Genomic DNA, 23,595 nt, shown 5'->3' on the forward strand with positions numbered 1-23,595 from the left:
CGCCTCGAGCAGCGACAGCGGTAGGCACACGTCATGAGTGCTCCTCCCCGGACCGACGACGCGATCGTCCAGCAGTCGGAGCAGGACACGCGGTCCGCGCGCACGGAGGTCCGCGTCGATCCGCATGCGATGACGCCCCGGCAGAAGGTGCTGCACTACGGCGGCGTCCCAACGCTCGTCATCGTCATACTGGTCCTCCTGCTGCTGTACCTCAACGGTCAGGCGTTCGACTCGATCGAAGCCCGCAACATCACGCTGGACAACGTCCTGTCGCAGACGCGGCGCCACATCTGGCTGACGGTCCTGTCGACGATCATCGTGGTCTCGCTCGCTGTGCCACTGGGCATCATCGCGACGCGGCCCCGCACCCGGCGGCTGGCACCGGCCATCATTGGGCTCGGCAACGCCGGCCAGGCGATCCCGTCACTGGGGCTGCTGGCGATCGTCTTCGTCGCGTTCAGCGCAGTCCCCGCCCTGCCGAGCACCGGCGTGATCCCGGTGACGTTCGCGCTCGTGGCGGTTTCGTTCCTGCCGATCCTGCGCAACACCATGGTCGGCCTCGACGGCGTCGACCGCGACGTGCTGGAGGCCGGCAGCGGCATGGGGATGTCGCAACACCAGGTCCTGCGACTGATCGAGCTGCCGCTCGCCATCCCCGTGATGCTCGCGGGTGTGCGGACCGCGCTGATCCTGAACGTCGGCACCGCGACCCTGGCGTTCCTGTTCGGCGGCGGCGGACTGGGCTTCATCATCTTCACAGGCTTCAACCTGAAGCGGACGCCGATCCTGGTGACCGGTGCGGTGCTGGCCGCGGTGCTGGCGCTGCTGGTCGACTACATCGGTGGTCTGATCGAGGAGTGGCTGACGCCGAAGGGTCTGTGAGCGTCCGGCACCGCGCGGTGCCGGACGTGGTCCCTCGAACCTGAAAGGAATCCACGTGCGAGGCTCGAAGACCACTCTGCTGGCCCTGTTCGCAGCGCTGGCCCTGTTCGCCGCAGCCTGCGGTGGGGGTGACCAGCTCGAAAGCGGCGGGGACGAGGGCGGCGGTGGATCGTCGGAGGGTGGCAGCGAGGGCGGTGAGCTGACGGCCGGCACGGAGGCACTCGACGGCGCGCAGATCACCGTCGGCTCGAAGGACTTCGACGAGCAGCAGGTCCTCGGCTACATCTCCGTCACCGCCCTCGAGGCGGCCGGCGCAAGCGTCGACGACCAGATCAACCTGGGTGGCACCGACGCGAACCGGCAGGCCCTGCTGAGCGGCCAGATCCAGCACTACTGGGAGTACACCGGGACCGGCTGGATCAACCACCTTGGCGAGACCGACCCGATCCCCGATCGCGAGGAGCAGTACACGGCGGTGCGCGACCGGGACCTCGAGGAGAACGACCTGGTCTGGCTGGCGCCCGCGCCGTTCAACAACACCTACGGCCTGGCGTTCCGCAGTGAGGCCGCGGAGGACCTCGGCAACCCTGAGACCCTCAGTGACCTGGGTCCGCTGATCGAGAACGAGCCCGAGAAGGCGTCGGTGTGCGTCGAGACCGAGTTCGAGTCCCGCGAGGACGGACTGCCCGGCATGGAGGAGACCTACGGCTACGAGTTCCCCGGGGATGGCGTCACCGGTCTGGACACCGGCGTCATCTACTCTGCCATCGACAAGGGCGACCCCTGCAACTTCGGTGAGATCTTCACCACCGACGGCCGCATCAACGCCCTCGACCTGACCGTGCTGGAGGACGACGAGGCCTTCTTCCCGCTGTACAACGCGTCGCCGGTCTTCACCCGCGACATCTACGAGCAGTACGGCGAGGCCCTGGAGGCCTGCTTCGACCCGATCGCCGAGGCGTTGACCCAGGAGGAGATGACCGAGCTGAACAAGCGCGTGTCATCCGACGGTGAGCGTCCGCAGGCGGTCGCCGAGTCCTTCCTGAACGACAACGACCTGTTGGGCGGCTGCGAGAGCGGCTGACCGGGCTGCGTCACCCGACCACGACGACCCCGCCACGTGGCGGGGTCGTTCGTCGTCTCCCGGCAGGTTCTCGGCCCACCCCGGCCCGGCGGCGGTCAGCCGCCGTGCGGCGCGCGCGGCCATAGGGCCGTGGCGCCGTACGCGCCCGCAACCGGTGCGAGCACCAGGCCCGGCAGCATGTACCGCCACGAGAACTGGTAGACCGAGGGTGCGAGCATCACGATCAGCGCACCCGCGACCCACGGCAGCGCAACCCAGCGCAACGGGGTCCGGAAGGCGGCCCCGACCGCACCCAGCACCAGCGCAATCGCCAGCAGCATGCCGGATGTGGAGCCGATGCTGAGCTGGTAGCCGCGCAACAGCCGGGCCTGGCCCGGATCCAGGCGCAGCACCGGTGGGGCACCGTCGAACGTCGCATCGAAGGTGCTGTCGCGGAACGACCGTGGATACTCGAGCTGGAACCGCCATCTGGCGACGCGGACGTCGCCTTCGTACTGGCGTCTGGTGGGCGCGAACGCCTTGACCATGTCGGAGGCGACGGCGCGGACGAAGTCACCGGGTTGCGCGAGGATGGCGCGCTTCGCGAAGTCACGGAGCACGTCGTCGGTTGTCGCCCCCGGCGGGGCGTCGGCGGGATCGAAGATCCAGGCAGGCGTCGAGCGGTCCCACATGTACGCCTCGATCTTCATGCGGCTGCCGAGCGGCTCCGCCGGGCACAGCGAGCGCTGTGAGGCGGGCGGGTCCACACGGGAGCAGTCGACCCACGGCGCGATCCGCGCGTACAGCATCCGTCCCCCGATCGAGGTCAGGCCGAGCTCGCCGGTCTCGGCACGGAACGCCAGCAGCATGGCCAGAACCGGCAGGGCAACCATCGCTACGCACAGGACCGCCGCGGCCGCCCGCTGGCGCAGCAGCCGGTGCTCGATCAGCAGGTAGCCGATCAACGGAACGATCAGCAGGACGCCGACCAGCCGGATCGACACCGCAAGCCCCAGCGCGAGCCCCGCGAGGCCGGCCGTGACGAGCCGTGTCCGCGCTGTGCCGAGCCGGCCAACCCGGTCGGTCAGGAAGGCGAACGCGACGAAGGTCAGCAGCTCGAACCAGGTCTCGCCGAGCACGTAATGCTGGATGACCAGCTGATAGCCGTCGAGCAGCAGGGGCGCGGCGGCGACCGCGGCGATCCACGGACGGGCGCCGGCGCGCAGAAGCAGCACGTAGATGCCCGCGGCGATGAGCAGACCGACGGCATGCTGCACCCACACGACCGTCGCCAGGTCTCCGACGGCGAGGATCCCGCGCAGCACGACCGAGTAGCCGACCGGCCAGTAGCCTGCGGAGGACAGCTCGGCGGTGTTGGCGAGGTAGTACAGGGAGTCGTTGAGGAAGAAGGCCGGTTGGTAGGCGCTGACGGTGACGACCCGCAGCACCACGCCCGCCACGAACAGCGCGGCGAACAGCCAGTGTGGGACGAGTGGCCTTGGGTGGTCCGGCTCCGGGCGCAGCGCCGCGCGGGCGTGAGCGTCGCTGTATCCAAGGTTGAGTCGGGTCGCCATGCTGGAGATCCCCCGCGGCGCGGTCATCCGCCGATGCACGTGCCTGGCTGCGGATGGTCGGGTGCCAGCCGGGCTCGGGCCGACAACGTAGCACCTCCCCCCGGCGCCCGAGTCGTCGGCGCGGGCGAGCGCCCCTGCCGGACGGCGGTCGTCATCATTGCTAGGCTCCGAGCGCTGCGTGACGTGGGTGTGACGGGGTCGGGAGGATCGAGTGACAACGACCCTGCAGACGAGGGTGAACCACCGAGGGAGCACCACGACAGCATGGCGTCCGGTCGCCCGCTGGGAGGTACTCGCTGTCGGCGCGGCGATGGTGGTCGTCGCCGTCATCGGTGTCGTCGCCATTGGCAGGGACGCACCGTTGTTGTGGGACGAGGCCGTCTACAGCCTGCGGGTCCGCGACCTGGTCGGAGCGGGCGTCCGCGGGCAGTACTGGATCGAGGTGCGGGCGCCGGGCCTGCCCGTGCTGCTGTCGCCGGTCGGGATGCTGCCCGGCGGCGCGGACGTGCTGCTCAACGGCGACGCTGTGGCGCTGCGGGCCGCGTGCCTGACCTACGCGGTCGTCGGCGTCGGACTCACGTGGCTGATCGCGCGGCTCCTGCTCGGCCCGTCTGTCGCGGCGGTGGCCGCCTGGTTGCTGGCGATGGCACCTGGATGGCACGACAGCTCCTGGCAGGTCATGCCCGACATCCCGGGCGCGGTGCTGACCCTGTCGGCGATGGCGGTGGTGCTGTGCGCCGCGCGGGGTGCTCGCCTCTCGTGGTGGGCGCTGCTCGCGGCGCCACTGGCCGGCGCCGCGACCCTCGTGCGCTACGGCGCTCCGCTGCTGCTCGTCCCCGCCGTTCTTGCCGCCCTCCTGCTGCGGTGGCGGACCGCGGCGTCGTCGAAGCTGCGCAGCCTCACCGTGCTGGCGCTGACGGCCGCCGCGGCGGGTGTCGTGTGGTTCGTCCCGCCGGTGAGTGGTTCGACCCGCCCACCGGTGTTCATCTTCGCGGCACGCCAGGACGAGAAGGCCATTCCGGCCCTGGCGAGCGCAGCGGACTTCCTCGGTGCGCTGGTGGCGCTCGTCGGGCCGGTCTTCGCAACGCTGGTCATCGTCGGCGGTGGCGTGGCGGCGGCCGCGGCGCTCCGGCGTCCTACCCTGCGTGGCCCGGTCATCGCGTCCGGGCTCATTGCGCTGAGCGTCCTGCTCCTCATGCTGTTCGGCATCGCCGAGTATCACGTGCGCTACCTCACGCCATGCCTGCCGTTCCTCGCGATCCTCGCCGCGGTGGGGCTGACCCAGCTCGCCGAGCGGCTCCCACCGGGCGCGGTCGCCGGGCTGGCCGCGGCGGTCGCCGTCGCCGGTGTGGGTGTGGCCGCCGACACGGCGGTGGACCGCGCGAACGAGATGCTGCGCACGTTCGGGCCGGCCCGCGCCGCCTACCGGGACATCGCGGAGGTCACGGCGCGTCCGTGCGTCGTGCTGGACAACAACCCGACCGCGGAGTGGTACACCGGCTGCGCCTCGTTCGGTATCCCCAGATCACGAGGCGCCCTGGCCCGCACCCTGCCGCGTGCGGGCGTCGCGCCGGACGAGCCGGTGTTCGTGCTGCTCCGCAACTGGCCGAACGTGGCGAACCCCGACCCCCCGGTCCGGGCACTGCTCGAGCAGGTGGCCGTCGGTGCTGTCGACACCTCGGACATGGTCACCGTGCTCGACATGGGCTCCGTCGAGGACGTCACCGCGAGACTCGAGCGACACCAGGCGCTGGACAGGCCCTGAGCCCGGCGTCTGCGGCACAGCCGCCTGTTGACGGCCCGACGGTCCGACGGCACCATCGCCGGGGCTCGTCACGCACGCGCCCGGTCGGCCGATGATGAGCGCCGCCGCCGGGCGACCGTCCACACCAGCAGCAGATCGGGAGAAGACAGACGATGACCCTCACCGCCACGGACTGGCGCGACCGTGCGCACACCCTCGGCGTCGAGGTCCGGCCGTTCATCGACGGCGACCATCGGGAGCCGCGCAGCACCGCGACGTTCGCCGACACCAGCCCCCGTGACGGGAGCGCACTTGCGGCGGTGCCGAACTGCGACGCGACTGACGTCGACGCGGCCGTGGCGGCCGCTCGGCGTGCGTTCGACGACGGGCGGTGGCGCAACCGGTCGCCGCGCTCGCGCCGACGTGCGCTGCTGGCGTTCGCCGACGCGATCGAGGCGCACCGCGATGAGCTGGCGCTGTTGGAATCGCTCGACGTCGGCAAGCCGATCACCGACGCCCGGCGCGTCGACGTGCCCGGCTGCGCCAACACCATCCGCTGGTACGCCGAGGCGGTCGACAAGATCTACGACGAGGTCGCGCCCACCGGCCCCGACGCCCTGGCGCTGATCCGCCGTGAGCCGGTCGGCGTGGTCGGTGCGGTGGTCCCGTGGAACTACCCGTTGATCCTGGCGGCGTGGAAGATCGGACCCGCGCTGGCGGCCGGCAACACGGTGGTGCTCAAACCGGCCGAGCAGTCACCGCTGTCCGCGCTGCTGCTGGGCCGCCTGGCCGCTGAGGCCGGGCTGCCCGACGGCGTGCTCAACGTCGTCCCGGGCGACGGCCCCTCGGCCGGCGAGCCGCTCGGGCGTCACCCTGGCGTCGACGCGGTCGCCTTCACCGGCTCAACGGAGGTGGGACGACGCTTCCTTCGGTACGCCGCCGAGTCGAACCTCAAGGAGGTGTCGCTCGAGCTCGGTGGCAAGAGCCCGCAGGTGGTGTTCGCGGACTGCCCGGACGTGGACGCCGCCGCGCAGGCGATCGCCTGGGGCATCTTCTACAACGCCGGGCAGACCTGCCACGCCGGCTCACGCCTGGTGGTCGAGGCCGCTGTCGAGGACCAGCTGTTGGAGGGCATCGCGGAGACGGCCGCCGGGCTCCAGCCGGGCGATCCCCTGGACCCCGAGACCAGGATGGGTGCGATCGTCAGCAGCGAGCAGCACCGGCGCGTCACCCGCTACCTGGACCTCGGCCGCGAGGAGGCGCAGGTCCGACTTGGCGGCGGCACGGCGGAACCCGTCGACGGTGGTTTCTACGTCGAGCCGACGGTCTTCAGCGGGGTCGACAACGCCATGCGCATCGCCCGTGACGAGATCTTCGGGCCGGTGCTGACCGTCCACCGGTTCGACGGCGCGCCGGACCGGGGCATCGCGCTGGGCAACGACACCGACTACGGCCTCGCAGCCGCAGTCTGGACGAGCGACCTGTCGCGAGCGCACCGGGTGGCACGCGAGCTTCGTGCCGGGACGGTGTGGGTCAACACCTTCGACATCAGCGACCTCGCGACGCCGTTTGGTGGATACAAGGCCTCGGGCTTCGGCGGCCGGGACCGGTCGCTCCACGCGTTCGACCACCTCACCCAGCTCAAGACGACCTGGATCGCGCTTGACTGAGGCGGGACCGACCACCGGTGAAGATCGCGCGCATCGTCGTCGACCGGCTGGAGCTGCCGCTGGATCCGCCGTTCGCAGCGAGCTGGGATCCGATGCCACGCGGGCGGCTGCCGGCGACGGTCGTGCACATCGAGACCGATGACGGCCACGTCGGCGTCGGCGGTGGAGACGCGTTGCACGGTGTCGAGCCGTACCTCGAACTGCTGATCGGCACCGACCCCCTGCGCATCGAGCAGCAGGTGCGCCGCCTCGAGACGATCGACCTCCACGCCGGCCGGCCGTGGCCGATCGAGCTCGCCCTGTGGGACCTGATCGGCGTGGTCCACCGGCAGCCCGTCTGGCGGTTGTTCGGTGGCGTCGGCGACCGCGTCGACGCCTACGCGTCGCTGGGTGCCCGGCGTGACGCCGACGACCTTGCTGCGGCGGCACGTGACCTGCGCGACCGCGGGTTCCGGGCCTGCAAGGTGCGGGTCGACGCCCACCGCCCGCACGTGGCCATCCCCGCCGTGCAGGCCGTCCGCACCGCAGTGGGACCGGCGATGGCCCTGATGGTCGACCTCAACCAGGCATGGCGCATGGCCGGTGACACGACGCCCGCGATCGATCTCGCGATCGCCCGACGCTTCGCCGACGCGTTCGCCGAGCTCGACGTCACCTGGATGGAGGAGCCGCTGCCGGCGGCCGACCACACGGGGCTCGCAGCACTGCGCGCCACCGCCCGGGTCCGCATCGCCGGCGGCGAGCTGACACGCACGTTCGACCAGGCGCTGGCCGACGTGCTGGCGGACCGCTACGACGTCCACCAGCCAGATGTCGCGCTGTCGGGCATGTGGCGGGGGCGGACGATCGCCGACGTGGCGCTGCACCGGGGTCGCTGGTACACGCCCCACACCTGGACCGACGGGATCGGGTTGCTGGCGAACCTGCACGTCTGCGCCGGGGTCGGCGGCGGCCCGTACCTGGAGTTCCCCTACGATCCCGCCGGGTGGACGACAGCCCGGCGTGACTTCATGCTCGCGGCGCCGATCGAGGTCGACGACGGCGTGCTGGTCGCACCTGACACCCCCGGGCTCGGCGTCGCGCTCGACGACGGCGCGGTCTCACGCACCCGCGTCACCAGGATCGCGGTGACCGCCCGCGGCGTCGAGCACACGTCACGTGGTGCACGCAGCGAGGGCGATGGACACACGTCATGAGGGTGCGCGCGGCCGTGTGCACGTCGGTGGGCGGGCCGGTCGAGGTCCGCGACGTCGACCTTCGCGCACCGGGACCTGGCGAGGTGCTGGTGCGCATCACCGCGACGGGCGTGTGCGCCAGCGACGTGCACGTCATCGACGGCACGCTGCCCAAGCCGATGCCGATCGTGCCCGGCCACGAGGCTGCGGGGCGCGTCGCCGAACTGGGCCCCGGGGTCGACGACCTCGCGGTCGGCGACCACGTCGTCCTCACGATCCTGCCCTGGTGTGGCCGCTGCGCGCCATGTGAGGCGGGCCGGCGCCGCGCGTGCACGTGGGCGGCTGAACTGGCGGCCACCGGCACCGTGGACGGCGTCACGACGGCCCTGTCGCTCGACGGCGCGCCGCTGCACCACTTCACGGGTGTCTCGTCGTGGGCCGAGCACGCGGTGGTCCCCCGGACCGGTGTGGTCCCGATCACGGCAGAGCTGCCGTCGTCGCAGGCGGCGCTGCTGGGGTGCGCGGTCGCGACCGGGTTCGGCGCCGTCCGCTCGGCGGCGCGGGTGCGCGCCGGGCACTCCGTGGCGGTCATCGGGTGCGGAGGCGTCGGCCTCAACGTGGTGCAGGCCGCCGCGCTGGCGGGCGCAGCACCGGTGCTCGCCGTCGACCGCAACCCTGACGCACTCCGGACCGCCGCGGCGCTGGGTGCGACCCACACGTTGCCGGTCGACGACGCACCTGCCGACGCGCTCATCCGGCAGATCGCGCCGCACGGCGTCGACCACTGCTTCGAGGTCCTCGGACGGCCGGCCACCGTCGAGGCGGCGTGGCGTGCCACCGCGGCGGGCGGGCAGACCACCGTCGTCGGTCTGCTGCCCGTGACATCGACCATCACGCTCGACGCGTACCCGCTGATCTCCGAGAAGCGACTCGTCGGCACCTACCTCGGTGGCGTGGAGCCGGCGCGCGACCTTCCGGAGCTCGCACGCGCGGCGCTGAACGGCGCCATCTCGCTGGCGGGCCTCATCGAGGAGACCTCGCTCGACGATCTGCCCACAGCCGTCGAACGCGTGCGCAGTGGCACGGTCACCGCCCGGCTGGTCGTCACACTGACGTGACGCACGGTCTGAGGCTCAGCCGGTGTGGGCCGGCTCCGCGATCAGGTCGGGGGCGTCGAACGCCAGGTCCGCCAGGTGGTTGGCGCAACAGCGGTGGCTGTCGAGGTGACCCGGAACCCACGCCTCGACCGGCGCCCGCAGCATGTACACCCGCTCGGCGGGCCCGCTGGTCACCAGGTCGTAGACGTCGATGTGCTCGACGGCGGTCGCGACGCTCCGCCTGCAGCACGCGAACACGGGTGCGCCGTCGCGCCAACCGCCCTCGAACTCATCGAGCAGCTTGGCACGCGCACCGGGACCGGGAGCGGTCATCGCAGCTGAGGGATCTACGGCGTTCATACGGCAATGCTATCGGCAGACCCCGGCATCGCCCACCCTTTCCCACGTGCCCAGCTTCGGACCGCGCGGAGTCGGGTGTCCGACGGCCGTGGATCGCCGACAGCGCGTCCTCAGCTGCCCAGCTCGCGCGAACGCAGCGTCGCAGCCTCGATGGCGTTGATGAACGCGGCACGAACCCGTTCCTGTTCGAGGACGCGGATTGCGGCGATCGTCGTGCCGCCCGGCGAGGTGACCGACTCGCGCAGCTCCACCGGATGACGACCCGAGTCACGCAGCATGTGGGCACTGCCCACCATGGTCTGGGCGATCAGCTCGGTCGCGACGTCACGCGGCAGACCGAGCAGGATGGCCGCGTCGATCATGGTCTCGGCCAGCAGGAACACGTACGCGGGACCCGAGCCGGACAGGCCGGTCACCGCGTCGAGCTGCTCCTCGGCCAGCTCGATGACCTTGCCGACGTGTCCGAGGATGGTCCGCGCCACCTCGACGTCGGCTGGTCCGGCGTGCGCTCCGGCGGCCAGGACACTCATCGCCTCGTCGACCTGCACCGGCACGTTGGACATCACCCGCACGACGGGCAGGTCCTCGAGCAGCGCCGCCTCGATGGTCGCGGTCGACACGCCGGCAGCGACCGAGATCAGCGTCTGCCCGCGGTGCAGCTTCGCGGCGATCTCGGCGAGCAGCTCCGCCATGCTCTGGGGCTTGACGGCGATGAGCACGACGTCCGCGCCCGCGGCAGCGTCGGCCGAGTTGGTGTGGACGGTCACGTCATGGCGCTCGGCCACCTGCTGGGCACGGCGCTCTGACCTGGTCGTGCACACGATCTGGTCGGCGCGCCACGCACCCGAGCGCAGCAGCCCGGACAGCAGTGCCTCACCCATCCGGCCGGTGCCGAGGATCGCCAGCCGCCGTGCCTGTTGGTCGGTGTCACTCATGTCGCGCGACCTACCGCTTCGCTACTCGAGGTCTCGTCATGCGACCTACCGCTTCGCTACTCGAGGTCATGGGCGCCGAGCCTAGCTGACCACGCAGGTGGCGCTACGAGCCGGCGACGGCGCGCAGGAAGAAGGCCAGGTTCGCGGGCCGCTCGGCGATCCGCCGCATGAAGTAGGGGAACCACCGGGCGCCGAAGGGGATGTACACCCGCATCCGCCAGCCCGTGGCCACCAGCTGCCTCTGCAGCGGCGTCCTGACGCCGTACAGCATCTGGAACTCGAAGTCGTCGGGCGAGCGGCCCAGGCGGATCGCCGTGCGCTTCGTCCTCTCGATCAGCGCGTCGTCATGCGTGGCGATCCGGGGGCAGGTGCCGTTGGCCAGCAGCCACTCCATGCTGCGCTCGAAGCTGGCGTCGACCTGCGCGGGGTCCTGGTAGGCGACCTCCGGCGGTTCGTCGTACGCGCCTTTGATCAGCCGCAGACTGGCCCCGGTCGCCGTCAGCCGCTCGACGTCGGCCTGGGTCCGGTGCAGGTACGACTGCAGCGCACACCCCACGTTGTCGTGCCCGGCCTCCCGCAGGCGCTCGCACAACGTGACCGTCGCCTCGGTCGTGTCCGAGCCCTCCATGTCGATGTTCACGTGGCCGTCGAACTGTTTCGCATCGGCAGCGATCCCACCGATCAGCTCGAACGCGAGATGCGCGTCGAAGCCCAGGCCCATCTGCGTCGGCTTGACCGAGATCCCCGATGGCAGCGACTCGTCAGCGATGCGCCGGCACGCCGTGAGGATGGCGGCCTGGGCCCGGCCTGCGTCGTCGGCCCCCGTCACGGCCTCCCCGAGGAAGTCCAGTGTCGCCTTGCAGCCCCGCTCAGCCACCTCCCGCACGGCACCGATGCCGTCGTCGAGGGTCTCACCGGCGATGAAGCGCAGCGCGATGCGCCGGCTCAGCGCCCGCGTCGTGACCTGGTGCTCCAGCGCCTCGCTCTCGCTGGCCGCGAGCAGCGCCCTGCGCAGCACGCTCACGACGTCTCGGCCGGTTCACGTTCGATGGTCGCGCCCAGGATGTTCTCCATGTGGGCCAGCGAGAACCGCTGCACCTCGTCAACGTCGTGACCCGGCCCGTCGAAGGTCGCAGTCGCGGCGGCGACCACCGTCACGGCGATGTCGCGGTTGCGCAGGTCCGCGGCTGTGTGCTGCACGCAAATGTCTGTGCACACGCCGCAGATGCGGACGTCGTCGATGTCGAAGCGGTGCAACAGGCCTTCGAGCTCGGTCTCGAACAGCGCCGAGTAGCGACGCTTGGCGATCCGGTGGCAGTCGTCCCGCTCGAGGTAGCCCGTGAGCTCGTCGACCAGCTCGGCCTCGTGTGTGCCGCGCACGCAGTGCGTCGGGAAGATCTCGAACTCCAGGTCGTCGGGCTCGTGGGTGTCGGCCGTGAAGAAGATCCGCTCCCCCGCCGCCAGCGCGCGGTCGACCTCGGCCTGGATCGCCGGCAGCGCCGCCAGGCAGTCCTCGCTGGCGAGGTTGCCCTCGCGCAGGAACCCGTTCTGCGTGTCCACGACGATGAGCGCGCGTGCCATGATCCGATCCTTCCGAGCAGGGCTGCGTGCCGCTAGGCTTGCCCGAACGGACGAGATTCACGCGCACGCACCGACCACGCCGTCGGCGCGGCGACAATGGCCGAGGGTTGTGCCGCCGCCGGACCACACCCATGCCGACGCGCACCCGCGTCACGGTTCGCTGCCATCCGACCAGATCTCGATGCGGTGGCCCTCGGGATCGGTCAGATAGCAGGCCACCGCATCACCCACGCTGCGCACCTCGGATGCCGCCAGGCCGCTCTGCAGGAGGCGGTTCCGCGTCGTGCCGAGGTCGGTGACCTGCCAGCTCAGCGTGATCCCCTGGCCGTCGACGCCGTCGATGGTCGTCCGCGTCGCGTCGGCGACGCTCAGCGACGTGCCGCTGGTCACGGCCAGCTCGACGAACCAGCCGTGGTCGGCGAGGACGGCCAGGCCGAGCTCATCGCGGTAGAACGCGATGGTCTCCCGCCAGCGCCGGCAGTACAGGATCGTGTTCGTGCGCGCCGGTGTGATCAACGGTCTGATCGCGCCCGCGGCGAGTGGCGATGCCGCGTGGGGTCCGCGCCGTTCGAGCCGTGCCAGCTCGGTGCGCAGCACCTCCATCGTCGCGTCGTCGATGTAGCTGGTGTCCGGCACGCCGTCCTCTGCCTGGCGTACCAGCCCGGCGATCCGGTCGTATCTGCGCCGTCGCTCCTCCTCTGCCTGCACGGGCGTCGGCGGGTTGGCCTCCCGCAGGCGTGCCTCGAGACGCAGGCCCGCGAGCAGGTCCTCCCGCCGCCTACGTTCCTTCGCCTGGATGGCGGCCTCATCAGTGCGCGTTGGATCACTCATCACCCATCCACCATGCCACGAGGCGCGCCGCCATCAGCCGGTCAGGTGATGGGGTTGCGGGGCAGACCCCTCTGCACGCGCCAGGCCTGCTCCCGAGTGATGTACGTCGCGAAGCCGAGGCGCAGCGCCTCGTCGAACGTCTCGTCGGCGACGACGAGCAGCTGGCCGAGCATGCGGTCCAGCTCGTCGTCGGTCACCGCGGCCAGTGGCAGCACGCCGACGAGCAGCAGGTCTCCGTCGGGATGCAACGCGAAGCGCAGCGTGTAGCTGCGCAGGTGGCGGCGCAGGAGCAGGTCGTAGACCTGCTCGCGGTCCTCGTCGGGCGCACGCATGAAGAACGACTGCGTGGTCAGCGTGTGGTCACCGATCGACATTGTGACGCCGACGGTGCGCTTGTGGTCGCCGGCCAGCATGACCGTCCAGCGACCGTCATCGGCCTCCGCCGGGCCATCGTGGGCCGCGACCCACCGCTCGACGACGGCGCGTGCGCTGGCCGCGGCGTCAGGCGCCACGGCGTCCGCGGACCGGTGTCACGCACTCGGACAGCACGGACCGGTACACGTCGAGGGTCTGCGCGGTCGTCCGGCGCCAGCTGTAGCGCCGTGCGCTGCGGACGGCCGCCTGCGACGCACGGTCACGGAGACCGGCGTCGAGCAGATAGGGCACCGCCGCGCGCGCGTACGCCTCGGGATCGTGCGTCTCGACGACGGTGCCGCCGCCGGCCCCGAGGATCGCGGGGAGCCCTCCGACGTCGGTGCCGACGACCGGCGTGCCGCACGCCTGCGCCTCCAGCGCCACGAGACCGAAGCTCTCGGACCGGCTGGGCATCAGCACGACGTCCGCGGCTCTGTACAGGTGCGCCAGCTCGCGGTGCGGCCGCGGTGCGAGCACGGCGACCCGGTCGGCGACACCGAGCTCCGCCGCGAGCCGGCGCAGCGCCGGCGGGTCGACCGTGCCGTGGCCGTTGCCGCTGGCCCCGCCGACGATCAGCAGGCGGGTCGGGATGCCGTCATCGGGCAGGTGGCGGTCGAGCGCCGCGAGTGCCCGCACCGCCGTGTCGGGACCCTTGAGCGGCTGGAGACGGCCGACGAACAGCAGCAGGCGGCCGCCACCCAGCTCCTGCCGGACGGCCTGGCGGTCACCGTCCGGGGTGAAGGTCATGGTGTTCACGCCCGGCGGAACGATGTGCACCCGAGTGGCCTGTGCCCGGTAGGCACGCCCGAGGATCGCCGCCTCGTGTGAGGTGGCCGCCAGCACCGCATCGGCGGCCCTGACCACCCGGCGCTCGGCGGCGAACCGCAGCATCGGCTCGGGCGGCTCGTCGGCGGAACGTCCCGCGTCCTTGGCGTGTGCGAGGGTGTGGAACCGCTGGACGAGCGGGACGGAGCGACGCTGCGCGAGCTTGCGCCCCACCCAGCCGCTCATCCAGTAGTGGCCGTCCAGCAGGTCGACGTCCCCGATCGCCGGGTGCGCCGCGACCGCGAGGTAGAAGGCGCAGAGATGTGACGCGAGATCGTCCTTGCGCAGTGTCGGCGGGCCTGCTTCGACGTGATGCACCCGCACGCCGTCGTCGAGCACGACGGTCGGAGGCAGATCCGCTCCTGAGGCGCGGGTGAAGACGTGGACCCGGATGTCGTGTGTGCGCAGGCGACTGGCGAGGGCGGCGACGAAGACGTTCATGCCACCGCCGTCGCCCGTCCCGGGTTGGGCGAGGGGTGACGTGTGGACGCTGAGGAGTGCGACGGAGCGGGGTGTCGGCCCCGCGCGGTCGGACGGACGGGTGTCGACGAGGTCGACCCCGCCGACGGCTCTGCCCTGCATGTCAGCCTCCTGGTCACGGCGACGCCCCACCCCACGTCGGGCCTCACGATGGTAGCCACGGGGCCGTCGGACCGGAGCCGGGCGGCACGCAGCACGACGCCCCCGGCATCGTTGCCCGGGGGCGTCGTGGGGGAAACGCACCGACGCGTCACGCGGAGGGGCCCCCCGCGGCGCTCCGGACGTCAGGCGTTGCGCAGCGCCTCGACGAGCTGGGCCTTGTTCATGTCGGAACGGCCCTCGATGTCGCGGGCACGTGCGATGCCGCGCAACTCCTCGACGGTCATGTCTGCGTAGTCGACGTCACCCCTGGCGATGCGGTCCGCGGCGCCGTCGACCGCGTCGGCCGTGGCCTCGCCCGCCCGCTGCGCGCTGGTGGCGGCGGCCTTCATCTGGGAGCGGGCTACGCGTGTGCGGTCAGCCGCGGTCCGTGTGGCTCGGCTGCCCTGCAGCGAGTCGACGACCTCACGCCCCCGGCCGGCGAGCGACTCGAACTGCTCCTCGACCTCGGCGCCGAGCCCGCGCAGGGTCTCGGTCACGTCGGTCGGCTTCGGCAGCTTCATCGACCGGAGGGCGTCACGGGCCTCGTTGGCACGGGTGCCGACGCTGCGGACGTATGACATCGCGGCGTCGGTCGCGCCGATGGTCGCGTAGCCGCCGTCTCGCAGCAGCGAGACACCGGCCCGCCCGGCTGTGCGGGCGTTGTCGACGACGGCGCGGGTCAGGCGCTCGGGTGTGGACGTGGTCATGGCTTCTCCTTGGTGCTCTGTTCGTCAGTTGGGTCCTGTGTGCGCCGCCCGCCCGACACGAACGCGTAGTAGATCTCGAGCAGTGAGCGCTTCTGCGTCTCCGTCAGCTCGGCCGCGGTGCGGATGTGCTCGTCGAGGCTCCCACGACGTTCCTCGAGCATGCCGGCCTGCACGTACAGCGACTCGGCGCTGATGCGCAGCGCGTCGGCCACGCGCTGGAGGATGTCCGCGGACGGCCGGCGCAGGCCGCGCTCGATCTGCGACAGGTACGGGTTGGAGATGCCTGCGCGTGACGCCAGCGCTCGCAACGACAGCTGCGCCGACACGCGCTGCTCGCGGATGAAGGCACCGACGTCGCGCACACGTGCAGCGGCGGTCTCGGTGACGTCGTGGGCCGTGCGATCGTTGGGCATCGGTGGGGTTCCGTGCGGTCGATGGCGGACATGCCGCGGTGCGCTCGGTGTGAGCGGCGGGTCCGTGGCCCGGGTGGACCACGGACCCAAGTGTAACTATTGCTAGCACTCCTGCAACCTGTAGCTAGCGCAGGAGTCCGTCCCGTCGCCTCAGCCGAGCGTCGCCAACGTGGCGGTCAGCCCGGTCGTCACCTCGACGCCACCGTGCTCGGCTTCGCCGCCGAGCACCGGTGGCCGCCGCAGCCGCGCGGCCCCGCGCAGGCCGAGGCGCTCGACCACGGCGACGGCGACCGGACCGACCGCCCGGGCGGCGCCGTCACTGACCTTGATCGCGACACCCAGCGGCCCCGTGTCGCCACGCACCGCGATGCCCAGGACCCCCTCGGCGCCGCGCTTGGCGACCAGGCGGCGCTCGGCGTGCATGAGCACCGTGTCGACGACGCCGTCGCCACCGACCAGGTCCGGATGTGTGCGCATCGCCTCGGCCACGACCGCAAGGACAGCGTCCTCCGCCGCCGCGAGCTCCGCGTAGCCGCGCGCGACCGCGGACAGCGGCAGCCGCCACGCCGGTGCGCCGCAGCCGTCGACACCCGGCCCGGCGGGCTCGGCGCCGCAGACGTCGCGCAGCCAGGCACGGACCGCCATCTGGACCGCTGCGTCCTGTGCCAGGTAGCGCGTGGGGTCACCACCGCTCGCGACCTGCGCGAGCAGGAAGCCGGCGTGCTTGCCCGAGCAGTCGTGGGCCAGGCGGGTCGGCGGTGGGTGCTGACGCAGCATCGCCGGATCCGTTGGCAGCGCGGCGGGGCACCGCAGCGCGCCGGGGGTCAGACCGGCCCTGTCGAGGACGCGGGTCACCGCGGCCTGGTGGACGCGAGCGCCGACGTGGGAGGCGGTCATGATCGCGATCTCGTCAGATGGCGGCCGCACGGTGCCACACGACGCGAGCGTTGCGGCGGCCTGGAACGGCTTGAGCGCCGACCGCGGGTAGCACGCCACCGACGGGTCTCCATGAGCCGCCAGCACCCGACCCATGGGGTCGACGACGGCGACATGCCCCGCGTGCAGTGCGTCGATCGCGCCGTCCCGAACGACCTGCACCAGCGGTGCGCCTGGGGTCAGCTGCTGTCCAGTGTGAACGCCTCGTTGATCGCGGCGCGGCCGTCGCGGTTGCGGCCGGCCAGCGCGGCCTGAAGCCGGTCGAGGTGCCCCGGGAGCATCGTGCGCCGGGCGGACAGCATGCGCTCGCGTCGGCGGAGCCGGTCGACGTGCACGAGCAGGGCCTCGTCGTCGAGGTCCGGCAGCCGCGCCGTCGCAGGGTCATCGGGGTGGTCGGACGCGGTCGTACGTGTCAGTCGGTGCTCGCTGTTCATCTGGCGCAGTGTAACGGGTCGCGTCCCGTGACCAACCGGGTGACGTGGACCGACACGCCGCTCGGCGAGGCGCCTCCTCGTAAGAGGCCGCCGCGTGGGCCATGCCGCGGTGGCCGCCGCCGCGGCGTGGCGGGCGCGGCGGCGCTCGGCGCGCGACTTCTCGATCCGGGGATCGAGCATCGACACGGCGTCGGGCGGGAGGAGCATGCCGACCGCAGCCGTGACCGCGAGCAGGAGGGGAAGGACACGCATACCCTGCCCACAGTCGTCCAGCCCAGCCGCCACCTTGAGCACCCGCATGGATCTCCGCCCCAGCCGGATCACGGCCGAAGACGACGGTTGGACGTGGTTGGCAACCGACCGCCGCGGCGCCCAGCTGCGCATGGCCTTCTGTTCGACCGTGCTGTCGGTGCTGCTGATCGTCCTGGCCGCGGCCGCCACGCTGCCGCCCCCGCTGCTCGCGGTGCCGCTGGTCGCGGGCGTCCTCGGCGCGGGCCTGGTGACCGCGACGACGCTGTGGAACCGCGCACACAGCGGGGTCGCCGTGTCGGCGCTGGGGGTCGCCGTGCGCTCCGGCTTCGACATCGCGCAGGTCTCGTGGGCGGCGCTGGAGGCTGTGGTCGCCGAGCCTGTCGGCGCCCGCGTCCGCATCGTGGTCCACGTCGACGGCGCCCGCCATCGCACGGCTGCAACCTTCACGCGCGACGTGGCGCTGCGCTGGCTGGTCGTGTGCGAGCAGGAGGCGGCACGTCGGCACCTGCGACCCCGGCCCGCCGACGGCGTGGCCGGGTTCCAGACGGCCTGAACCGGGGCTGGCGGACGTCATCGTCGCGCGTTTCGCCCGGCGTCCAGCGGACAAGGATTGCCCAGCCCGGACCCTCGAAGGCGGTCCGGACGTGGGTCCGAGCAGGCAGATGGAGCGCGCGTGAAGTGGCGTCGCATGGGTCGGCAGGGCCGGATCGACGATCGGCGCGGATCCGGCCGGGTCGGACGCTCGGGCACCGGCATGTTCGGGATCCCGATCGGCGGCAAGGTGAGCCTGCCGGTGCTGATCGTCGTCGCGATCGCGTTCTTCTTCGTCAACAGCGGGTTCGGCGACGGCGGTGTCGGCGTCAACGTGCCGCTCGACCAGTTCCCCGGCGTGGTCCAGGCGGCCCCCGAAGGCCAGGCGTCGGTGCCCAACGCGCCGCCGGCTGACGAGGGCGGTCGGTTCGTCGCCCAGGTCACCCGTGACATCGAGGAGCTGTGGCAGGACGAGTTCGACGCCGCGGGACGGCGCTACGACCCGGTGGGACCTGCACGCACGTTGGCGGAGACCGAGCAGCGGCCGGGGCCGGTCGTGTCCGCGGCAGCACACGCACCGGCTGCGGGATCGGGTCGGCCGAGACCGGGCCGTTCTACTGCCCGGCCGATGAGCGTGTGTACATCGACCTCAGCTTCTACGACGAGCTGTCACGCCGGTTCGGCGCGTCGGGTGACTTCGCGCAGGCCTACGTGCTTGCGCACGAGGTCGGCCACCACGTCCAGCACCTGCTCGGCATCGACCGCGAGGTCCAGCAGCTGACGCAACGCGACCCCGGCCTGCGCAACGAGGTGTCCATCCGGCAGGAGCTGCAGGCCGACTGCTTCGCCGGTGTCTGGGCGCATTCTGTCTACGAGCGCCAGCTCATGGACGAGGGCGACATCGAGGAAGGGCTGCGCGCCGCGGCCGCGATCGGCGACGATCGGATCCAGGAGCAGACGACCGGACGGATCTCCCCGGAGACCTGGACCCACGGCTCGTCGGAGCAACGAGTCAGCTGGCTGCGCCGCGGCTTCGAGTCGGGGTCACCCGACCAGTGCGACACGTTCTCCTCCGACGTCTGATGCGCGGGATGGTGTGCCCCCACGGCGCGCTCGGTGGTCAGCCGAGGATCCGGGGGATCAGTGCCCCGACGAACCCGAGCGTGAAGCCGAGCAGGCCGACGCGTCGCCACCACTGGCTATGGAACATGCTGGTGATGCTTGACATGGTGCTCCCGCCTCGACGATGTCGGATCATGTGCCGATCCGAGTCACCGCACAGCCTCTGTGTACATCCCACGTGACGCATACCCACAAATAGTGATTCCTCGTGCGTCACATTGACGTCGCAGAGCGTGCATCTGATTGCCGAACATGCGAACACACGCGTCGGCGACATGTTCGAGGGCGAGTCGTGTGGGGGGAACACGACTCGCCCTCGACCTGTACGACCGTCCGCCATCGGCCGTGTCCGACAGATTGCGCCCACCGAGGCGGCGTTCGGGACCCGGCGATGCAACGCGCTTGCGACTGCGTGCCAATCATAGGGCAACGAACGTCACAAAGAGAAATCCGGGGCCAGGCTGCGGAGGGGGGAGACGCAACCTGGCCCGGAGCCGTGTGCACCTCCCGCCATGCGTACGGCTCACTCGACAGAATGTCGACATGCGCCGGATCCGACATCATCAACTCTGACGATTCTGTGCAAGGCCCTCATCCACGGAGCGGACGGGACGCGGCCGGCGCCGCACCTGCGTCCACACGGACCAGCCACCGAGTACCGCTCCGAGCAACAGGGCGACGACCTGCGACTGCCGCTGACGGGTGCGCACCCAGGCCGCGACACGCGTCTGGACGCGCGTCTCCGGTCCATCCACCGAGAGGGTCGCGGTGATGCCCTCGCGGTTGAGCACCGCGCGGTCCAACCCCGACGCACTCACGTCCCAGCGCAGCCGGCGGGCGTGGGCGACGACCGCCGGCAGGCCGGCGTCCGGTGTCGGGAACCGTACCGCGTAGCGCCGGTCGAAGGCGCCGTAGTGCTCGACCTGCTCGACCGGCGGCTGGGCGGCGTCGACGTCCGGGGCCAGACGCTGCGCGCCGAGCTCGAGGAGCGTGAACCGGGGTTGGAGCCACAGGCCGATGACGGTGACCAGCAGCCACGTCACCAGGGCTCCGAACACCACACCGGCGACCAGCAGCGTGGGCCGGTGTCCGGCACTGTCGAGGCGACGGATCCGGGCGCCGGCGCGCTGGCGCAGCGATGGAGGCGGCGGTGGGATCGGCCCCTCGGACCGCCCGGTCGGTGACTGCATGGGCCCACCTGCGTGCCGGTCGTGCCGTCAGCCACCGACCACGGCGTCGATGTCGATGCGACGCACGCGGCCGTCGGCGGTACCCACGACCAGCCAGCGTCCGTGCGCCGCCAGCGCCGTCACCTCCCCGAGGTCCGCCACGGAGAACAGCTCGGTGCCCTCCACCGGGTCGAGTCCCACGATCCCGCCGTCGGCATCGGCGACGACGACGGCGGCACGGCTGACTGCCACGACGTTCTCGGGGCTCCCGGGCGACACGCTCCACGACGGCGCGCCCACCTCGTGGTCGACGGCGATCACCGCACGCGACGTCGCCGCGACCACGCCGTTGGACGTGGCGAACAGGCGGGGGCGCTGGCTGCTGGCGCCGGGCACCGGTGCGCACCAGTCCACCACCCCGTCCGTGGCTCCGTGCTGGCAGACCTCGCCGTCGCGGGTGACCAGCGCGACGCCGTCGCGCGTGGCTGCGAGTGCCGGCCACGTGTCGGCCACGTCGACCTCCCACATCGGACCGCTGATCTGCCGGGGGCCGACCGCCGTCTCCGCCGATGTCGCGGGGTCCATGGCGGCCAGCCGACCGCCCTGGAGGGCATAGGTCAGATCGCTGCCGACCTCCACCGTCAGCCGCGCATCGACGAGCTCCGACCGGCTGTGCACGTGCCACCGCTCGGCACCGTCACCTACCCCGACCGCCAGCACCTGCGAGTCCGTGGCCGTCCCGGCCGCGCCGACGACCGCGCCGTCGGCGACGTGCAGCGACCTGGTCGGCGCCTGCTGGCTCCTCCACCGGACCTCGCCGGTACGCCTGTCAAGGACGGTCAGCTGGTCACCGCCATGAGCGACCAAGCCGTCACCGGCGGCGACCCCCTGCGTGCCTCCCGTCTCGGCCCGCCACCGCACCTGCCCGGCCGCGGGGCGCAGGTTCGTGACCAGGCCGTCGTCGTCGATCGCCAGGACCATGCCGCCCATCGCCTGAAGCTCCACGACGGCGGCGTCGGAGACCTCCGTCGACCACCGCGACGGGTCCACAGGCGTCGCGGAGGTCGCAGTGGTCGGCGTCGCCTCGGCCGCCGCCTCGGTCACCGCCGCGACCGCGGCGGCTTCGCCGGGCGCGTCCTCCGTCGCGGACGATGCGTCCCCCTCGTTGAGCAGCAGCCACAGCACCAACCCGACGACCACCATGCCGAGGCCTGCGAGCACCAGCGGCCATGGCGTGCCCCTCCCCCGGGCGTCGGGGTCCTCGTCCACACCCTCGGGGCCGGCAGCGACCGGGACGGCGGCACCAGCGCCAGCGTCGCGGGCCGGCAACGCCGCGTTGATGAGGATCCCGCACGTGGCGAAGCGCTCCGCGGGCTGCTTGCTCATGGCGCGCTGCAGCGCGGCAGACGTGCTTGCGGCAGCGGACGGATCGATGTCGCCGAGTGGCGGCGGCGTCGCCATGAGATGGGCGCCGTAGAGCTTGGAGCGGCTGTCGCGTTCGAACGGCGGCGCGCCGACGAGCGTGTGGTACAGCGCGCAGGCCAGGGCGTACTGGTCACTGGCGGGCGTGATCGGCTCACCGCGCAGCTGCTCCGGTGCGACGTAGAGCAGGTCGTCGATCGGCCCGCCGCGCGCCTCGTGGGCCAGTCGCTCCCTCAGGAGCAGCGACGACCCGAAGCCCACCAGGTACCCGACGTACGCCAGGCCCTTCCCGCTGCTTGGACCGATCCAGATCGTCCGCGGACTCAGCGCGCCGTGCACGACGTCGGCGCGGTGCGCCGCGTCGAGCCCACCTGCCAGTTGCGCGAAGATCGCCAGCGCAGCGGACTCGTTGATCGAGCCACCGTGAGCCACCATGTCGCCGAGCGGAACCGCGCGGATGAACGGCGTGGCGACGTACGGGTGACCGTCGATCACCCCGAGGTCACGGGGACGGACGATCGACGGGTGGTCGACCGCCCCTGCCTTCTGGGCGGCGGCCAGGAACTGCTGGACCAGCTCAGCGGCGTGCGCGCTGCCGTCGTCGAAGCGGGCGGCGATGCGCACGGCGAACTGGGCCGTTCCAGCCCGGGACGGGGAACCGGAGTCGTCGGTCGTCGCGAAGTACGTCGTGCTGATCGCGTCCGTCGCGATCGATCGGAGCAGCCGGTAGGGTCCGAACGCACGGCCCGCTGCCGGGCTCACGTGTCCATCACGTCCGCGCGCGTAGGCATGGTCCGCTGGCGCATGGTCCCATACGATACATGTGACCCGACGGCGGATCGCCCGCCGGGACCGCGACCCCGGACACCCGTATGCATCGGTCAGTCTCTGAGGTTGCGCGTCGCCGGGACGAGGCGCAGGAGATCGGTCGTCGCAGCCGTGACCGCCGGCGAGCTCCAACGCATCGGGATCGACCCCCCGGTGGCCCACCGGTCGACCTGGTCGGTGTAATGGTCCGAGAAGGCGTGCCCCGACACGCCCGTCAGATCGACCCAGCGCGACGCGTCGAGATCGGACAGGTCGACGACCATCCGCATCGACGGCACCCAGTCGACCTCGTAGCCCACGGCGGCGTCCCAGCCGGTGGCGTTGACGATCGACGAGCCGCCACCGAGCTCCCACGGCCCGCGGTTGAGCAGCCGGCCGACCAGCCCGATGTCGGACTGTCCGACGGTCTGGTTCTCCAGGTCGAGGGTGTGCAGGTGGCCCCAGGCCCAGCCGTCGACGCGGCGCGACTGCCGCCGGGTGAGCTCGTCACGCGCCTGCTGCATCGCCTGGACGAGGATGTCGTCACGGCCCTCGCGGATGCCCTCGGTGTCCACGTCGTCCCACCAGAGGTTGTTCGGCTCCTCCAGCAGCCCCGCGACCACCTCGAACCAGCGCGCGTCGCCGTCCGGCTGCACCGAGGCGGGCAGCTCGTCGGCGAAGGTCAGCTCCAGCAGGTTCTTCCACACCACGTTGAAGTACGCCGCCGCGGCCGAGTCCGCCGGCTGGGTGAAGTCCCAGCCCTCCAGCAGGGCCTGCCCCTCGGCGTAGTAGCCCAGCCCCGGCGTGACGTCGAGCAGGTAGGGGACCAGCACCGGGGCGAACCCGTTGCGCGTGTCGAGCTGGATGGCCGCCATGTCGTCGGGGTGCAGCGTGCCGCGCTTCTCGAGCAGGTCGACGATCCGTTGGCTGCGGTAGCCGTAGGCCCAGGAGTCACCGAGGTAGTAGGGATAGCCCTCACCGACGACGGCCTGGTTGGCGGTGACGATGAAGCCGTCCTCGGGGTCGAGCA

Annotated in this window: 23 protein-coding genes; 8 read left to right on the forward strand and 15 right to left on the reverse strand. The window is 71.8% G+C overall.

The genetic code is table 11. The features are described from left to right. Window positions 1-33 precede the first annotated feature (33 nt). Window positions 34-882: an ABC transporter permease gene (locus VK923_20420; GenBank protein ID HSJ47043.1), complete on the forward strand. Its 849-nt coding sequence runs from the start codon at window positions 34-36 to the stop codon at window positions 880-882. Window positions 883-937: 55 nt separating this feature from the next. Further along, window positions 938-1,966 (forward strand): glycine betaine ABC transporter substrate-binding protein, encoded by a 1,029-nt coding sequence (locus tag VK923_20425; protein ID HSJ47044.1) that lies wholly within the window; start codon window positions 938-940, stop codon window positions 1,964-1,966. A gap of 95 nt (window positions 1,967-2,061) precedes the next feature. Here the strand turns inward: VK923_20425 and VK923_20430 are convergent, their stop codons facing one another. After that, window positions 2,062-3,519, reverse strand: a complete 1,458-nt coding sequence (locus VK923_20430; protein HSJ47045.1) for a phospholipid carrier-dependent glycosyltransferase — start codon at window positions 3,517-3,519, stop codon at window positions 2,062-2,064. Between the two features lie 235 nt (window positions 3,520-3,754). Between VK923_20430 and VK923_20435 the strand changes: the two genes are divergently transcribed. The 4 genes from VK923_20435 to VK923_20450 all read left to right on the forward strand — a co-directional run bounded on the left by VK923_20435 (window position 3,755) and on the right by VK923_20450 (window position 9,226). After that, window positions 3,755-5,284: a glycosyltransferase family 39 protein gene (locus VK923_20435; GenBank protein ID HSJ47046.1), complete on the forward strand. Its 1,530-nt coding sequence runs from the start codon at window positions 3,755-3,757 to the stop codon at window positions 5,282-5,284. Between the two features lie 152 nt (window positions 5,285-5,436). Further along, window positions 5,437-6,933, forward strand: a complete 1,497-nt coding sequence (locus VK923_20440; GenBank protein HSJ47047.1) for an aldehyde dehydrogenase — start codon at window positions 5,437-5,439, stop codon at window positions 6,931-6,933. 17 nt (window positions 6,934-6,950) lie between these two features. Next, window positions 6,951-8,129, forward strand: a complete 1,179-nt coding sequence (locus tag VK923_20445) for a mandelate racemase/muconate lactonizing enzyme family protein (protein ID HSJ47048.1) — start codon at window positions 6,951-6,953, stop codon at window positions 8,127-8,129. Next, complete coding sequence (locus VK923_20450) at window positions 8,126-9,226, forward strand: alcohol dehydrogenase catalytic domain-containing protein (protein ID HSJ47049.1); 1,101 nt, start codon at window positions 8,126-8,128, stop codon at window positions 9,224-9,226. Before VK923_20445 ends, VK923_20450 begins: the two co-directional genes overlap by 4 nt. A 15-nt stretch (window positions 9,227-9,241) precedes the next feature. Here VK923_20450 and VK923_20455 read toward each other — a convergent pair whose 3' ends face one another. The 11 genes from VK923_20455 to VK923_20505 form a co-directional block, all read right to left on the reverse strand. After that, window positions 9,242-9,565 carry a hypothetical protein gene (locus tag VK923_20455; GenBank protein ID HSJ47050.1) on the reverse strand — a complete coding sequence of 108 codons (324 nt, stop codon included), beginning with the start codon at window positions 9,563-9,565 and terminating at the stop codon, window positions 9,242-9,244. A gap of 110 nt (window positions 9,566-9,675) precedes the next feature. Beyond that, window positions 9,676-10,500, reverse strand: coding sequence for a pyrroline-5-carboxylate reductase (gene proC, locus VK923_20460; GenBank protein ID HSJ47051.1), 825 nt, complete (start codon window positions 10,498-10,500; stop codon window positions 9,676-9,678). A 103-nt stretch (window positions 10,501-10,603) separates the two neighbouring features. Further along, window positions 10,604-11,524: a proline dehydrogenase family protein gene (locus VK923_20465; protein ID HSJ47052.1), complete on the reverse strand. Its 921-nt coding sequence runs from the start codon at window positions 11,522-11,524 to the stop codon at window positions 10,604-10,606. Next, on the reverse strand, window positions 11,521-12,081 hold the full coding sequence (locus VK923_20470) for an isochorismatase family cysteine hydrolase (GenBank protein ID HSJ47053.1): 561 nt from the start codon (window positions 12,079-12,081) through the stop codon (window positions 11,521-11,523). The genes VK923_20465 and VK923_20470 overlap by 4 nt, the downstream gene beginning before the upstream one ends. A 150-nt stretch (window positions 12,082-12,231) precedes the next feature. Continuing rightward, window positions 12,232-12,912, reverse strand: coding sequence for a VOC family protein (locus VK923_20475; protein HSJ47054.1), 681 nt, complete (start codon window positions 12,910-12,912; stop codon window positions 12,232-12,234). A 41-nt stretch (window positions 12,913-12,953) separates the two neighbouring features. Continuing rightward, window positions 12,954-13,424, reverse strand: coding sequence for a YbjN domain-containing protein (locus VK923_20480; GenBank protein HSJ47055.1), 471 nt, complete (start codon window positions 13,422-13,424; stop codon window positions 12,954-12,956). Next, entirely contained in the window at window positions 13,414-14,733 is a 1,320-nt protein-coding gene (locus VK923_20485) for a glycosyltransferase (protein HSJ47056.1), read from the reverse strand. The genes VK923_20480 and VK923_20485 overlap by 11 nt, the downstream gene beginning before the upstream one ends. A gap of 182 nt (window positions 14,734-14,915) precedes the next feature. Beyond that, window positions 14,916-15,479, reverse strand: coding sequence for a Rho termination factor N-terminal domain-containing protein (locus VK923_20490; protein HSJ47057.1), 564 nt, complete (start codon window positions 15,477-15,479; stop codon window positions 14,916-14,918). Continuing rightward, entirely contained in the window at window positions 15,476-15,892 is a 417-nt protein-coding gene (locus VK923_20495; protein HSJ47058.1) for a helix-turn-helix transcriptional regulator, read from the reverse strand. Before VK923_20495 ends, VK923_20490 begins: the two co-directional genes overlap by 4 nt. A 150-nt stretch (window positions 15,893-16,042) precedes the next feature. After that, a complete protein-coding gene (locus tag VK923_20500) occupies window positions 16,043-16,990 on the reverse strand; it encodes an asparaginase (protein ID HSJ47059.1) in 948 nt (315 codons plus the stop codon). Between the two features lie 17 nt (window positions 16,991-17,007). After that, entirely contained in the window at window positions 17,008-17,562 is a 555-nt protein-coding gene (locus tag VK923_20505) for a hypothetical protein (GenBank protein ID HSJ47060.1), read from the reverse strand. Between VK923_20505 and VK923_20510 the strand changes: the two genes are divergently transcribed. Beyond that, window positions 17,561-18,067 carry a hypothetical protein gene (locus VK923_20510; protein HSJ47061.1) on the forward strand — a complete coding sequence of 169 codons (507 nt, stop codon included), beginning with the start codon at window positions 17,561-17,563 and terminating at the stop codon, window positions 18,065-18,067. The genes VK923_20505 and VK923_20510 overlap by 2 nt on opposite strands. Window positions 18,068-18,507: 440 nt before the next feature. Beyond that, window positions 18,508-19,128 carry a neutral zinc metallopeptidase gene (locus VK923_20515; protein ID HSJ47062.1) on the forward strand — a complete coding sequence of 207 codons (621 nt, stop codon included), beginning with the start codon at window positions 18,508-18,510 and terminating at the stop codon, window positions 19,126-19,128. Window positions 19,129-19,730: 602 nt separating this feature from the next. Here the strand turns inward: VK923_20515 and VK923_20520 are convergent. The 3 genes from VK923_20520 to VK923_20530 all read right to left on the reverse strand — a co-directional run. Then, window positions 19,731-20,357, reverse strand: coding sequence for a hypothetical protein (locus tag VK923_20520; protein ID HSJ47063.1), 627 nt, complete (start codon window positions 20,355-20,357; stop codon window positions 19,731-19,733). 27 nt (window positions 20,358-20,384) lie between these two features. Next, entirely contained in the window at window positions 20,385-22,520 is a 2,136-nt protein-coding gene (locus VK923_20525) for a serine/threonine-protein kinase (GenBank protein HSJ47064.1), read from the reverse strand. Window positions 22,521-22,639: 119 nt separating this feature from the next. Further along, a partial coding sequence (locus VK923_20530) for a penicillin acylase family protein (protein ID HSJ47065.1) occupies window positions 22,640-23,595 on the reverse strand: 956 nt, incomplete at its 5' end.

The sequence above is a fragment of the Euzebyales bacterium genome (genome assembly GCA_035461305.1).
In the GTDB taxonomy this organism is placed as follows: domain Bacteria; phylum Actinomycetota; class Nitriliruptoria; order Euzebyales; family JAHELV01; genus JAHELV01.